At 60.0% G+C, this 14,187-nt stretch carries 14 protein-coding genes; 7 read left to right on the top strand and 7 right to left on the bottom strand.

Annotated elements, in window-relative coordinates:
• The first annotated feature begins 4 nt into the window (after window positions 1-4).
• The 3 genes from scpB to rluB all read left to right on the top strand — a co-directional run bounded on the left by scpB (window position 5) and on the right by rluB (window position 2,586).
• The gene (scpB, locus tag C4J90_RS20575; protein ID WP_124420697.1) at window positions 5-919 is read left to right on the top strand and encodes an SMC-Scp complex subunit ScpB; all 915 of its coding nucleotides are present in this window, start codon (window positions 5-7) and stop codon (window positions 917-919) included.
• A gap of 119 nt (window positions 920-1,038) precedes the next feature.
• Complete coding sequence (locus C4J90_RS20570; RefSeq protein WP_124420696.1) at window positions 1,039-1,230, top strand: DUF1289 domain-containing protein; 192 nt, start codon at window positions 1,039-1,041, stop codon at window positions 1,228-1,230.
• Between the two features lie 144 nt (window positions 1,231-1,374).
• Complete coding sequence (gene rluB, locus C4J90_RS20565) at window positions 1,375-2,586, top strand: 23S rRNA pseudouridine(2605) synthase RluB (RefSeq protein ID WP_124364143.1); 1,212 nt, start codon at window positions 1,375-1,377, stop codon at window positions 2,584-2,586.
• Window positions 2,587-2,783: 197 nt separating this feature from the next.
• Here the strand turns inward: rluB and C4J90_RS20560 are convergent, their stop codons facing one another.
• Together C4J90_RS20560 and C4J90_RS26945 are read right to left on the bottom strand one after the other, a co-directional pair.
• Entirely contained in the window at window positions 2,784-3,743 is a 960-nt protein-coding gene (locus tag C4J90_RS20560; protein WP_124364142.1) for a leucyl aminopeptidase, read from the bottom strand.
• 73 nt (window positions 3,744-3,816) lie between these two features.
• Complete coding sequence (locus C4J90_RS26945; protein ID WP_003237751.1) at window positions 3,817-3,954, bottom strand: hypothetical protein; 138 nt, start codon at window positions 3,952-3,954, stop codon at window positions 3,817-3,819.
• A 646-nt stretch (window positions 3,955-4,600) separates the two neighbouring features.
• On the opposite strand from C4J90_RS26945, the gene C4J90_RS20555 reads away from it, so the two are divergent.
• From C4J90_RS20555 to arfB, 3 genes are all read left to right on the top strand, one after another.
• Window positions 4,601-6,022, top strand: a complete 1,422-nt coding sequence (locus tag C4J90_RS20555; RefSeq protein WP_124415452.1) for an amino acid permease — start codon at window positions 4,601-4,603, stop codon at window positions 6,020-6,022.
• A gap of 177 nt (window positions 6,023-6,199) precedes the next feature.
• Entirely contained in the window at window positions 6,200-7,339 is a 1,140-nt protein-coding gene (locus tag C4J90_RS20550; protein WP_124420695.1) for a hypothetical protein, read from the top strand.
• Window positions 7,340-7,431: 92 nt separating this feature from the next.
• Entirely contained in the window at window positions 7,432-7,845 is a 414-nt protein-coding gene (gene arfB, locus C4J90_RS20545) for an alternative ribosome rescue aminoacyl-tRNA hydrolase ArfB (protein ID WP_017847165.1), read from the top strand.
• Here arfB and C4J90_RS20540 read toward each other — a convergent pair.
• The 3 genes from C4J90_RS20540 to C4J90_RS20530 form a co-directional block, all read right to left on the bottom strand.
• Window positions 7,842-9,038 carry an MFS transporter gene (locus tag C4J90_RS20540; RefSeq protein ID WP_124364138.1) on the bottom strand — a complete coding sequence of 399 codons (1,197 nt, stop codon included), beginning with the start codon at window positions 9,036-9,038 and terminating at the stop codon, window positions 7,842-7,844. The genes arfB and C4J90_RS20540 overlap by 4 nt on opposite strands.
• 104 nt (window positions 9,039-9,142) lie before the next feature.
• A complete protein-coding gene (locus C4J90_RS20535; RefSeq protein ID WP_124420694.1) occupies window positions 9,143-9,325 on the bottom strand; it encodes a hypothetical protein in 183 nt (60 codons plus the stop codon).
• Between the two features lie 314 nt (window positions 9,326-9,639).
• Entirely contained in the window at window positions 9,640-9,951 is a 312-nt protein-coding gene (locus C4J90_RS20530; RefSeq protein WP_124415450.1) for a DUF962 domain-containing protein, read from the bottom strand.
• A 162-nt stretch (window positions 9,952-10,113) separates the two neighbouring features.
• Between C4J90_RS20530 and C4J90_RS20525 the strand changes: the two genes are divergently transcribed.
• A complete protein-coding gene (locus tag C4J90_RS20525; RefSeq protein ID WP_124420693.1) occupies window positions 10,114-11,172 on the top strand; it encodes an AraC family transcriptional regulator in 1,059 nt (352 codons plus the stop codon).
• Here C4J90_RS20525 and C4J90_RS20520 read toward each other — a convergent pair.
• Together C4J90_RS20520 and C4J90_RS20515 are read right to left on the bottom strand one after the other, a co-directional pair.
• Complete coding sequence (locus tag C4J90_RS20520) at window positions 11,129-12,583, bottom strand: TrkH family potassium uptake protein (protein WP_124364134.1); 1,455 nt, start codon at window positions 12,581-12,583, stop codon at window positions 11,129-11,131. The two genes, C4J90_RS20525 and C4J90_RS20520, sit on opposite strands and share 44 nt — an antisense overlap.
• Window positions 12,584-12,827: 244 nt before the next feature.
• Window positions 12,828-14,168: an imelysin family protein gene (locus tag C4J90_RS20515; protein WP_124368127.1), complete on the bottom strand. Its 1,341-nt coding sequence runs from the start codon at window positions 14,166-14,168 to the stop codon at window positions 12,828-12,830.
• Window positions 14,169-14,187 lie beyond the last annotated feature (19 nt).

The raw sequence follows: 14,187 nt of genomic DNA, 5'->3' as shown, positions 1-14,187 counted from the left end.
ATCGATGAATCTGACTGAACCCCGCGAACTGGCACCCTTGCTGGAAGCTTTTCTCCTGGCCTCGGGCAAGCCGCAATCTTTGGAGCGCCTGTTCGAACTCTTTGAAGAGGCCGAACGTCCCGAACCTGCGGTGTTCAAGAAGGCGCTGGAGATCCTGCGCAAATCCTGTGACGGTCGCGCCTTTGAATTGCGTGAAGTGGCGTCGGGTTATCGCCTGCAGATCCGCGAGAAATTTTCCCCTTGGGTGGGGCGCTTGTGGGAAGAACGCCCGCAGCGTTATTCACGGGCGATGCTGGAGACCATGGCGTTGATCGCCTATCGCCAGCCGATCACTCGGGGCGAGATCGAAGATGTGCGGGGCGTGGCGGTCAACAGCCATATCGTCAAGACGTTGCTGGAGCGCGAGTGGATCCGCATCGTCGGCTACCGTGACGTGCCGGGCAAACCGGCGATGTTCGCCACCACCAAGGTGTTCCTCGACCACTTCAACCTGAAAAACCTCGACGACCTGCCGCCCTTGGCCGAACTGCGCGAGATGGAAGCCGAACCGGTGCTCGACTTCGACGACGCGCCGGTACCGGCCAGCTTGCAGGAACTGGCCGACGCCAGCGCCGAGCCGGAAGAGCCGAAAGACGAAACCAGTTTCCATACGTTGCTGTTGGAACTGGACGACATGGAGCAGGGCATCAAGACCGATTTTGATGATGTGCTGCGCGATGGCGCCGTAGAGCCTGAGATTCAGGTGAACGTTGAGCCCGAGCCTGACGTCGAAGCAGACATCCTCGGTGTTGCCGATGCCCGGGAAAAACTGCTGGCCGCCGTCGCCGCCCTCGAACAGCCGCCGTTGAGCGACGAGGAAGACGAAGCTCGAGCGCTGGCTGAAGCCATCGAAAACGAACGCCGCCAATTCGAAGACTGACGCAATGATCGTTCCTGCGCTCCGCGTGGGAATGTCGCCTTGGACGCTCCGCGTCCGCTGTGACGCGGAGCGTCACGGGATGCATTACCACGCGAAGCGTGGGAACGAGAGCCTTAGCGATGACTTCCACCAAAGACCCCTGCATCAGCATCTGCAAGTTCAACCACGACATCTGCGTCGGCTGTGGCCGCAGCAAGCGCGAAATTCGTGCCTGGAAGAAACTCGACAAAGTCGACAAACGCGCGGTGCTGGCCGAAGCCGAGCTGCGCCTGCTGGCCCTGGGCGCCACCGGCCGGCGGAAAAGCAAATGATTGTGCCTGGATCGGCTAGTCTCTGATGCGCAACGCGCAGCATGCGCGTATGATTCGCGACCCTTTGCCGAGCTATTCGGCCAAAGCCCCGCTTTCAACACTCTTCAGGCCACGCCTGAATCGACCCACCGGGAGGTGCTTAAGATGAACGACAAAGACCAGAACGACAGCCAGGAAATCGGCCCAGCAGGCGAAAAACTGCAAAAGGTGCTGGCTCGTATCGGCGTGGGCTCGCGCCGCGACGTCGAAGCCTGGATCACCCAGAAGCGCATCAAGGTCAACGGCGTCGAGGCCACCCTTGGCCAGCGCGTCGACCTGCACGATGCAATCACCATCGATGGCAAAGTCATCAAGCGTGAAGAGGCGGCCGAATCGGTACGCCGCGTGATCATGTACAACAAGCCCGATGGCGAGATCTGCACCCGTGACGACCCGGAAGGCCGTCCGACCGTGTTCGACAAGATGCCCAAGCCCAAAGAGGGCCGCTGGATCAACATCGGTCGCCTCGACATCAACACCACTGGCTTGCTGATGTTCACCACCGACGGTGAGTTGGCCAACCGCCTGATGCACCCGTCCTACGAGATGGACCGTGAATACGCCGTGCGTGTGCGGGGTGAAGTCGATGACGAGATGATCGAACGCCTCAAGGCCGGCGTGGTGCTGGAAGACGGCCCGGCCAAGTTCACCGACATCAAGCAGGCGCCAGGTGGCGAAGGGTTCAACCACTGGTACCACTGCGTGGTGATGGAAGGCCGTAACCGCGAAGTGCGTCGCCTCTGGGAATCCCAGGGCCTGGTGGTCAGCCGCCTCAAGCGCGTGCGTTTCGGCCCGGTGTTCCTGAACTCCGACCTGCCGATGGGCCGCTGGCGCGAAATGAGCCAGTACGAAGTCGACATTCTCAGTGCCGAAGTTGGCCTGACGCCGGTGGCCATGCCGCAGATGAACGCCAAGAGCAAAGACAAGCTCGAGCGTATGCAGCGTAAGTCGTCGCGCCCGGTGGCCCGTACCGAACGTGTTGCGCGCACCGTGCGTCCGGCGTTGAACGCCCCGGCCACTGGTGGTCGCATCTCGCGTGAGCCGCAGATCGAAGGTGAGCGTCGTCCAACCGCGCCATCGCGTCAGGAAGGTGACCGCACGCCACGTACGCCGCGCCCAGCCCCAACCGGTGGTCGCAGCAACCGTGGTGAAGCGGAGCGCCCCGCCGACAACGCCAGCACCAAGCGTCCAGCCAAGCCAGCGGCTAACAAGCGCCCTGGGCCGAAACTGGTGGCGGACGAGCCATCGGGCAAGCGCCGTGGCGCGCCGGCCGGTTCCGGTCAGCGTCCTGGGTTTGGTCGCAAGAAGCCGCAGTGATGTTTTAAGCGCTGCACAAAAAACGCCAACCTTCGGGTTGGCGTTTTTTTTGATTTAAATTTGAAATGCGCTCAATTGTGGGAGGGGGCTTGCTCCCGATAGCGGTGTATCAGCTTGCATAAGCATCGGCTGAACCACCGCAATCGGGAGCAAGCCCCCTCCCACATTTGGGTCTCCAGTGTTTTCGAGACCGATGGTCAGAACGCAAACGTCCCATCAAATACCGGCTTGTCATCCAGCGCCAACACGCCGCTGGCAAAGATCAAATCCAGGTGATGGCTGCCTTTCTGCCCGCCACCCAACCCCAGGTGCAAGCCGCAATGGCGCTCTTCAAAGCCTGCGTTGCGCGCATACAAATCCTTCACGCCTTCATTAGTGCCAATCCCCAATTCCTCCACACGGCGGTTGGACGGGTTGGCGTTGAGGTACTTGTTGAAGTCATCCGCCAGCCCCGGCACCTCGCTGGCCACGCTGCAGATGGTGGAGTTCTCGATCCACAGTTCCAGGGGGGACTCCAGCACGCCGTATTTGCGCGCAAAGGGGATGGTGCTGAGAAAGGTGCCGACAAACCGCACTTGCCCGTTGATGGCTTCGCTGTGGGTGGCGATCTCGCCAGGGGCGAGGTCGTGGTTGCCGACGCCGTTGATATTGGTCCACTTCTTGATGCTGCTCATCGGTGCTTCAAGGCGTGAGCCGTGCTTATCGGTGAAGCTCAGCACGCTGGCCTCGGACATGCGCCGGATCAACGTGGCGTTGAGGTCGGCGATGCGCTGCGGTTCGACGCTGAAAGTGTCGTAGAAATAGTCGCCGTAGTCCTTGAACAGCAGCGACTTTTTCCAATGTTCGGCCATGACGCCGTGCAACGCGCGGATGAAGTCCGGGCCTTCGGCACGCGGGTTGGGCAGGGTCGAGGAATCGTAGAGAAACAGGTACAGGTCGCAGGCTTCGATGGCCTGGGCCAGGGATTCGCTGGCGCTCAGGTCCAGGCGCTGCACCTGGAAATTGAAACGGGCGGCGCTGCCTTGGGTGATTGCCTGGGCGATGGCATCGTAGCGTTCGGTATGGCCCAGCAGCACGGTAGGGCGGCTCAGGCCCTGAAGAGCCGGATGGTGAGCGAGGTAATAGAGAAAATGTTCGACAGCGCGGGCCTTGTCCATGACGAGTGTCCTTCTGTGCCTTGGGTAAGGGGGCAGGTGCCGTGCACGACACCTGCCGGATGCCTGCCGGGTGTTAGAAAGGCCACATCGCGGTGCCAAATGGCACAACGGCATCAGCTTGCATCATTTCAACGGCGGCCTCATGGGTCGGCGCTTCAAACCAATCGTCGAGTTGCAGTTCAGTTTCCAGGTCTTTTTCCAGTGCTTGCATGGTGTATCTCCTAGAGGACGTTGTTTGAGAACGGCTTGCCAGCGGCTCGCAGGCAAGTGAAGAGAACCTAGGAGAGAGTGTTTCAAAATGCAAAATATTTATTGACACGGTTTCATTTGGATTTTTTCTTCGGTTTTTTTGACGTTATTTTTTATCCAGGTAAAACAGCGGATTGGCTGAACCGATTCTTCAGATGAGTCTGACTGACAATTTTCCGTAAACCGTCATTTGAGCCTGCCCGTAAAGCCAATTTTCCGCTGCGTAACGTTAAGTTTACGTTGGCGGCCTGCCCACTTTGGTTGGAAATCCCCTGTAAGGAATACCTGACAGATTGTCGGGTGCACGTTCCTGGTGCGTGCCGAAGCTGTCGAGCGGTGTACAATGCGCCGCGTTTTACTGTGACCTCCTCTTGCGTATCCACGCAAAGGCCAAGACCCAGGGTGTATCCGCCCTGATCACTCCGTCCGGCCACGAGCCAGACGGGTTCGATTTCGTCACAGATAAAAACAAACAGGTGACGCATGACCGCTAGAAAGACGCTGTACTCCTGGTGCCTGCGCTGGGGTTTGAGCGGCGCTGCTTGAGTCGGTAATTCAAGGCAGCAACCTGCATTCAACCTCTTCAAACCTTGCGTGAGACCTTTTTCATGAGTGGACCCCATTCCTCTTCAGGCGAGCTGAAACGCGGCCTGAAAAATCGGCATATCCAGTTGATCGCCCTCGGTGGCGCCATCGGCACCGGCCTGTTCCTCGGCTCGGCCGGGGTACTCAAGTCTGCCGGCCCGTCGATGATCCTGGGCTATGCCATCTGTGGCTTTATCGCCTTCATGATCATGCGCCAGCTCGGCGAAATGATCGTCGAAGAGCCGGTCGCCGGTTCCTTCAGCCATTTTGCCCACAAGTATTGGGGCGGTTTCGCCGGTTTCCTGTCGGGCTGGAACTGCTGGATCCTGTACATCCTGGTGGGGATGTCGGAGCTGACCGCAGTCGGCAAATACGTGCACTACTGGTGGCCGGAGATTCCGACCTGGGTCTCGGCGGCGGCGTTCTTCGTGCTGATCAACCTGATCAACCTGGCCAACGTCAAAGTCTTCGGTGAAGCCGAGTTCTGGTTCGCGATCATCAAGGTAGTGGCCATCGTCGGCATGATTGCCCTGGGCAGCTACCTGCTGGTCAGTGGCAGCGGTGGTCCGCAAGCTTCGGTGAGCAACCTGTGGGACCACGGCGGCTTCTTCCCCCATGGCGTGGGCGGATTAGTGATGGCCATGGCGATCATCATGTTTTCCTTCGGTGGCCTGGAAATGCTCGGGTTTACCGCCGCCGAAGCGGACCAGCCACGCACCGTGATCCCCAAGGCGATCAATCAGGTGATCTACCGCATCCTGATTTTCTACATCGGCGCGTTGGTGGTGCTGTTGTCGCTGACGCCGTGGGACAGCCTGCTGGCCACCCTTAATGCATCGGGCGATGCCTACAGCGGCAGCCCTTTCGTGCAAGTGTTCTCGATGCTGGGCAGCAACACCGCCGCGCATATTCTCAACTTCGTGGTATTGACCGCGGCGCTGTCGGTTTACAACAGCGGCACCTACTGCAACAGCCGCATGCTGTTGGGCATGGCCGAGCAGGGTGACGCGCCGAAAGCGCTGGCCAAGATCGACAAGCGTGGGGTGCCGGTGCGTTCGATCCTGGCGTCGGCGGCCGTTACGCTGGTAGCGGTGTTGATGAACTACTTCATCCCGCAACACGCGCTGGAGTTGCTGATGTCGCTGGTAGTGGCCACGTTGGTGATCAACTGGGCGATGATCAGCTTCTCCCACTTCAAATTCCGTCAGCACATGGACCGCACCGGCCAGGTGCCGCTGTTCAAGGCGCTGTGGTACCCATATGGCAACTGCATCTGCCTGGCGTTCGTGGTGTTTATCCTGGTGATCATGCTGATGATTCCGGGTATCCAGGTGTCGGTGTATGCGATTCCGGTGTGGGTAGCGTTTATGGCTCTGTGCTATTGGTTGAAAAACAAGCGTAAGGCACTGGCCGCCTTGGGCACATCACAGACCGTACTGGAGTAGGGCGGCAACCCTTGAATAAAAGAACCCGGCGCATCGCCGGGTTTTTTATGGCGGCCGCCAAGGCCAAGTGATGTTGATGTTTGTTACAGCGCGGGGGGCAGGCCGAGGAACCTGGTGCGGGTAGGTGACCAATAGGGTCGTGGAGCCTTTACGATCTTTAATCTTCTGGAGTATCAAATGCCGGAATTATCCGCTGTTCCCGCCCACCCATTCATAGCCGTCTCTGCGTATGAACAAGCGGCTGATACCGCTAAGAAAGTGGTTTCAACACCCCATACGGGTGTTTCTGTCGCTGGGGAAAATTACACACCGGCAGACAAGCATTCGCTGGTCAGCGCTTTTATCAACGATACGTTGCAGAACGTAAACTATGAAAGCAAAGAAAATCTCGAGCGCCGTGCGAAGAATTTCTTCAAAAATATAGAGGCCGAAATGGCCGTTGATTTGGGCGTTGAAAAGGACCTGCTGCGTGAAGACTCGCCAGCAACGCAGTTGTCTTCTCACATGGTGCATCTGATTCGCGGGTTGTGGGCCGAGTCGACGACCAATCCTGCTTTTCGCGAGCAATTACATAAAGAGCTGCTCGCGCCGGACAATGATCCCGATAACGTTTTTCTGGCTGGCAAGGATCATCCGGGGACGCTGATGAGGATGAAAAGCCTGCATGCGATGCTGGTCAACGCAGAGCAGGGACCGCTGACCCATGAGCAAGCGCGCGAGGGTGCGGAGGTAACGTTCGGCATCAAGATACTTGGCGAGACGCTGAAAAAACATGACCCGCTGCTTGCGAATATCGACGCAAACGCCTCCCAGGGACGTGTTTCTGCCAATCGATTGGTAGACGGTAAAAAGACCAATCACTTCGATGATCTTCATGGCACCGATTTGCGCAACGACTTGGGCACGCAAGTGCGGGACGCCTTGGGCGCCTCGGTCATGTTGGGGACGTCGGGTAGCGCATCAGATGTCGCCTCTACCCTTCGTTACGCTGCCCGTTCGCAGGGCCAGTCAATGTGGCCGCAGGGGATGACTGAAACCCAGGGGCGCGAAGGCTTGACCGGACTGATGTTTAATCTGATGCGCAACAAAATCGCGGATACCGCTCAAGGGTTCTACGACGAGATGCGTCATGATCTACACGGTTTGCCGCCCAAGCATGTTGAGCCTTCGATGATCTTTTCTCATTCCTACCCGGAAGTGGTATCTGGGGTTGAAATGACGCTCAACAATGAAAAACCTACAGACCGTGGCGCCATGATCAGGTCGACACAGCTGGCACAGGCGCAGTTGGAGACGGCGTTCACCAACCGTCAGTAACCCGCGTCTGTATGGCGATGTATAGGTGATGCCGATGCCGTGAAGGGGCGTGTTCGCGTATGCTGGTCGGCCTGAATCACGGACCTGTTCCAATGCTGGTAATTTCCAACAACGTGCACTTGCCCGACGCCGAAATCGAGCTGACCGCCATTCGCGCCCAGGGCGCCGGGGGGCAGAACGTCAACAAGGTTTCCAGCGCGGTGCACCTGCGTTTTGATATTCCGGCATCGTCGCTGCCGGAATTCTACAAGGAGCGGCTGTTGGCATTACGCGACAGCCGTATCACCAGTGATGGCGTGCTGGTGCTCAAGGCCCAGCAATATCGCACCCAGGAACAGAACCGCGCCGATGCGCTGGAGCGCCTGGTGGAGTTGATTCTCAGCGCCACCAAGGTCGAGAAGAAACGCCGCCCGACCAAGCCGACCCTGGGCTCGAAAAAGCGTCGCCTCGAATCCAAGACCAAGCGCGGCAGCATCAAGGCCGGGCGCGGCAAGGTCGACTTCTAGGCCTCGCGTGCTTCGCGGGCCTTGGGCGCCTGGCGGTACAGGTACACACTCAGCAGCAAGCCACCCAGGGCGGCGAGGGCGGCGAACAGGAAGATCGACGCAAAGCCGAAGCCTGCCGCCACAGCCCCGGCCAATGGCCCGGTGATACCCAGGGATAAATCGATAAACAGCGAATAGGCCCCCACCGCAGAACCGCGACTGGAGGCGGGCACCAGGTTGACCGCTTCCACCCCCAGCGCCGGGAATACCAGGGAAAAGCCAAACCCGCTCAACGCCGCGCCCGCCAGGGCCAGGTTGGCGTCCGGCGCCAGCCACAGCAACAACAGCCCAAGGATCTCCACCGACAGGCAGGCAATCGCCACGCGAAACCCGCCGATACGGTTGATCAGGTTGCCGAACAGCAGGCGCGCACCGATAAAGCTGGCGCCAAACAAGCTCAAGGCCCACACCGCATTATCCCAATGCTGGGTGGTGTAATACAAAGTGATAAAGGTTGCGATGGTGCCAAAGCCGATAGAACCCAACGCCAGCGCGCAGCCGTGCGGCAATACGCGGCCCAGCACGTTCATGAACGGCAGGCGCACGCCGGTTACGATGGGCGCGGCGACCTTGTTCCAGGCCAGCAACAGGCCGATTGCCGCCAGCAGGAGGATGCTCACGCCCATGCTCCACAGTCCGAAATTTCTTACCAGTAATACGCCCAACGGCGCACCGACCGCCAAGGCGCCATAACTGGCGATGCCGTTCCAGGAGATGACCTTGGCGGTGTTCGCCGCACCGACCCGGCCGATTCCCCACCCGATGGCGCCCGAGCCCACCAGGCTTTCAGCACTGCCCAACACCAGGCGACCGATCAGCAGGCTGGCGAGGCTCAAGGCCGGCAGGCTTGAAAACCATGCCGCGAGCAGCATAAACACACCGCTCAAGCCACACCCCGCAAGGCCGATCAGCACCGCGCGCTTGCTGCCCAGGTTGTCGATGATTTTGCCCGCATACGGGCGGCTCAGCAGGGTGGCCAGGTACTGCACGCTGATCACCAGGCCGGCAATCACCGCGCCATAGCCCAGTTCGCTATGCACATAGCCCGGCAAAACGGCCAGGGGGATGCCGATGTTCAGGTAACCGATAAAGGTGAACAGCACGATGGAAACGACTTGCAGCGTGACCGCCATGGGGCGCTGGGTATCTGGCATGGGAGAGGTCCACTGTCGCAGCAGGTAAAGATAGGCTGCTAATGATACCGGTGGTTGGGCTCGCGTAGGGCGCTAAAGCGCAAAAACCTCAGACCGGGAAGACCTCAGGGTTGCGCAGGGGCCAGCAATTGGGTGGTGACTAGGGCGGCCAAGGCGTTTTCCTGGGTACCGAAGCGCTTGAGCAACGTGGCTTGTTTGTCCGCGCTGAGGCGGTTCCACACCTCGATCATGTGCAAGGCAGCGTCGAGGACGGCGGTGTCCGGGGAATCGGGAAGGGTGTCGGTCATGGCGGGTATCCCAGAGTTCAGGCAGTGTGGAAAACGCTTGAAGTGGCGCTTTCCACACGGTCTGGTACGGCGTCAGTCCTGGCGTTTGCTGTCGACTGGTTTGGCTTGTTTGGCTTCAGGCTGCTTTGGGCTGGCCTGCTGCGGTGTTGGCTGCTCTGTTGGGTGCAGGCTTGGGAAGGGGAGATTAGGTATCTCGTGCATCGTCGTCGCTCCTCGCAAGGTCTGTTTTAAATCGCGGGTGATTGCGCGCTCTCAAAAAGCCTTGGCAGGATACAGCACCGTAAATGACAAATAGACTTTTATATCCACGAAAACTAGAACGGCACCTTGCCCAGGATCATGTCGCGGTACATCACAAAATCACCCAGCAGGCTGTAAAACGGGTGCTGAAAGGTCGCCGGGCGGTTTTTTTCAAAAAAGAAGTGGCCGATCCAGGCAAAGCTGTAGCCGGCAATCGGCACGGCCAGCAGCAGGCCCGGCGAGCCGCGACCCAGGGCATACGCCAGAATGCCGATCACGAGGGTGGTGCCGATAAAGTGCAGGCGCCGGCAGGTGCTGTTGCCATGCTCTGCCAGGTAATACGGGTAAAACTCGGCGAAGCTGTTGAATCGCTTGAGATTTTCCACTGTGGCCGGCCCTTTGATTGTTATGCCGCCCAACAGATGTTCGGCGGGGAGCTTATTGGAGTCTAGAGTGATCAATGGTTACAGCCAGTGACAATAGATGCCACTTTAGTATCCTTGCCTTCCTGGCCTGCCATTCAGGCCCGCTTTATTCAAGAAGACGCCATGAGCGAACGAACAACTTCTGCAAGCTGGGCGATGGGGATAGTCAAGGCCTTGGAAATGGACGGCCTGGATTGCCGGGCCCTGTTCCAACAACTGGGGCTGGACTACGTCGCCCTCAGTGATCCCGACGCACGGTTTGCGCAAGACGCCATGACCCGTTTGTGGCAGCGCGCGGTGGAGGTGTCGGGCAACCCGGCGATTGGCCTGAACATGGGGAAAGTGGTGCGCCCGGCATCGTTTCATGTGGCCGGTTATGCCTTGATGTCCAGCAACACCCTGGCCGAAGGCTTCGGGCGCCTGGTGCGTTACCAGCGCATCATCGCCGAAAGCGCCGACTTGAGCTTCCGCTTGTTACCCGAGGGGTATGCGCTGATTCTGACAGTGCACGGCGACCATCTGCCGCCCACCCGGCAAAGCGCCGAAGCCTCGCTGGCCAGCGCGTTGGCGCTGTGCGGCTGGCTCACCGGGCGAACCCTGCAACCGCGTAAAGTACTGTTGCAAGGCGCTCAGCCGGTTGACCTGGCGCCCTATAAACAGGTGTTCCATGCGCCGCTGGAGTTCAATGCGCCTTATGACGCGCTGATTTTCGAACAGGCTGACATGGATGCCCCGCTGCCCACGGCCAACGAGGCCATGGCGCTGCTGCATGATCGTTTTGCCGGAGAATACCTGGCGCGCTTTTCCGAAAGCCGCGTGACTCACAAGGCACGGCAAGTGCTGTGCCGCCTGCTGCCCCAGGGCGAACCCAAGCGCGAAGTGGTGGCGCAGACGTTGCACCTGTCCCAGCGTACCTTGCAGCGGCGTTTGCAGGAGGAGGGCACCAGCTTCCAGACCCTGCTCGATGACACCCGCCGCGAGCTGGCCGAGCAATACCTGGCGCAGCCGAGCATGACCTTGCTGGAAATTGCCTACCTATTGGGGTTCGCCGACCCGAGCAACTTCTTTCGCGCGTTTCGCCGCTGGTTCGACGCCACGCCCGGCGAATACCGGGCGCGGTTGCTGCAAGCGTCGAGCGTCAGTGACGCCAGAACGCCGGAATACAAAGCACAAACACCGTAATAATTTCCAGCCGCCCCAGCAGCATGCCCAGCGACAGAATCCACTTGGCCGCATCCGGCAGGCTGGCGAAGTTGCCGGCCGGGCCGATGGTTTCACCCAGGCCGGGGCCGACGCCGGATACAGTGCTGGCCGCGCCGGTCAACGCGGTCATCCAGTCCAGCCCCAGCAGTGACAGGGCCAGCGCGATGGCGCAGATGGTGATGGCGAAGAAAAACGAAAAGGTCAGGATCGAGCGTACGATTTCTTCATCGAGACGATGGCCGTTGTACTTCTGTTTGATCACCGCGCGTGGGTGAATCAGCTGGTTAAGGTTGGCCTTGAGCAGGATATAGGCAACCTGGAAGCGGAAGATCTTGATCCCTCCGGCAGTGGAGCCCGAACAGCCGCCGATAAAGCCCAGATAGAAGAACAGCATCAGTGAGAAATTGCCCCAAAGGCTGTAGTCCCCCAGCGCGAAACCGGTGGTGGTTACCACCGAGGTGACGTTCAACGCCACATGGCGCAGGGCGTCCAGCCAGTGCAGGTTGGTGGTCCACCAATACCAGGTGCCGAGCACCAGCCAGGTCACCAGCAGCAGGCCGAGCAAACCCTGCACCTGCTGGTCTTTGATCAGCGCCTGGCGGTTGCCGCGCAATGTCGCCACATACAGGGTGAACGGCAAGCTGCCGAGGATCATCACCACTACCGCCACCCAGTGCACCGCCGGTTGCTTCCAGTGCGCCAGGGATTCATCGGAGGTGGAAAACCCACCAGTGGAAATCGCCGACATGGCGTGGTTGATCGCATCGAACAACCCCATCCCGGCCCACCAGAACGCCAGGCTGCCGAGGATGGTGATGCCCACATACGCCGCAACGATCAGCCGCGCCACCATATGGGAGCGTGGCATGACCTTTTCCGAACGGTCCGAAGATTCGGTCTGGAACAGGCGCATGCCGCCGATGCGCAGCAGTGGCAGGATCGCCACCGCCATGCCGATAAAGCCGATACCGCCGAGCCAGTGCAACAGCGAGCGCCACATCAGGATGCCCGGCGACATGCTGTCCAGCCCACTCAATACCGTGGACCCGGTGGCCGTGATGCCGGACATGCTTTCAAAAAACGAGTCGGTGTAGCTGATGTGCTGGGTCAGCAAAAACGGCAGCGCCGCGAACACGCACACCACCACCCAGCTTGTCACCGTCAGCAGGTACATGTCCCGTGGGCGCAGGTGCACATGCTCGGGGCGACCGGGAATGACCAGGGCCAGGCCGGCGATAAAGGTGATCATGCTGGCCCACAGGAAAGACGGCAGGTCGCCGGTGCGTTCGAAGATCACCAGGGTGGCCATGGGCACGACCATGGCGATCGCAAGCGTGATCAGGAAGATGCCGATGATGAAACCGATGATGCGCAGGGTCGGCAACGCCATGAAGTTCGCTCAGGTGTGGGGGTGGCGCCATTCTACCTGCGGTGCCGGTCTTGTAAACCGAGGGTTTGGAAGCGACATAGAGCAAATTGTGGGAGGGGGCTTGCTCCCGATGACGCCGGGTCAGCAAATACATTTGTCACTGACACACCGCTATCGGGAGCAAGCCCCCCTCCCACATAGGTTTTGTGGTGAAGATGGCGCAAAAAAGGCGACCCAAAGGTCGCCTCGTTCAACTGCGCCTCGATCAGAACTCGTGATCAGCGCTGTCCGGGTTCAGGTCGCTGATGCCCAGTTTGCCCGCAGCGGCTTCGATTGAACCGGTCTGCTTGACCAGCGCGGCGATTGCGTCACGCACGATCTGGTTACCCGCATCGTTACCGGCTGCGATCAACTGGTCGTAGTGCTCGCCCTTGGCGGCGTGGTCAACCATCACCTGGATCTTCGCTTCGGTCGCCGCCAGGTCAGCCTTGAGGGCTGTATCGGCCGCCGGGTCGGCTTTCGCGACCAGGGACGACAGGCTCGGGCCGGTCAGCTTGTTGCCGTCGACGCGGGTGTACTCGCCCAGGTAGACGTTGCGGATGCCCTTGGCGTCATAGAAGTGCGAGTTATGCGTGTTGTCGCTGAAGCAGTCCTGCTCGTCTTCCGGCGAGTTGGCCTCCAGGGACACCTTCATGCGTTCGCCTGCCAGCTCGCCGAGGGACAGGCTGCCCATGCCGAACAACATTTTGCGCAGGCCGTCGGTAGCCGGTTCCGACTCCAGGGTGGCGCGGTAGTTGTCTTCGACGTTGGGCTTCCAGTTGCCGACCATTTCCTGCAGGTCGCTGACCAGCAGCTGGGTTACGGCGCGCAGGTAGGTACGACGACGCTCGTTGTGGCCGCCGGTGGCACCGTCACCGGTCATGTAATCCGAGGCCGGGCGGTTCCCGGCGCCTGGACCGGTACCGTTGAGGTCCTGGCCCCAGAGCAGGAATTCGATGGCGTGATAGCCGGTGGCGACGTTGGCTTCGGAACCGCCCAGCTCATTGAGGCTCGCGAGTTTTTCCGGGGTGATCTCCTTGACGTCGACCTTGTCTTCGCCGACCTGGACCTCGGTGTTGGCGATGATGTTGGCGTTGGCGCCTGGATTGCCCAGTGCGTGTTCGTAGGATTTGTCGACATAGTCGATCAGCCCCTCGTCCAGGGGCCAGGCGTTCACCTGGCCTTCCCAGTCGTCGATGATGGTGTTGCCGAAGCGGAACACTTCACTCTGCAGGTAAGGTACGCGCGCAGCGATCCAGGCGGTACGGGCCGCTTTGAGCGTGTCGTCGTTCGGGTTGGCCAGGAAGGTGTCGATGGCGGTCTGCAGGGTTTTCGCGGTGGACTCGGCGTCGCTGTACACCGCAAACACCATGTCTGCGTAATGCGCGACCACGGCCTTGGCGGCAGCCTCGTCGACCTGGCCCGCAGGCGCGGCGGGCGCTGGGGCGGTAGTGCTGGCAGCGGCAGGCGCCTGAGGCGCGGCGGCCTTGTCTTTACCTTCGCCACAACCGGCGAGAGAAATGGCGATAGCCAGCAGACTGGCGGTGGCCAGGGGCATACGAATCATGGCGAACATCCTGCTTCGG

Source organism: Pseudomonas sp. R2-60-08W, from assembly GCF_003852335.1.
Classification (GTDB): domain Bacteria; phylum Pseudomonadota; class Gammaproteobacteria; order Pseudomonadales; family Pseudomonadaceae; genus Aquipseudomonas.
Note: the sequence above shows the minus strand (reverse complement) of the source record. Positions and strands in the feature narration are given on the sequence as shown.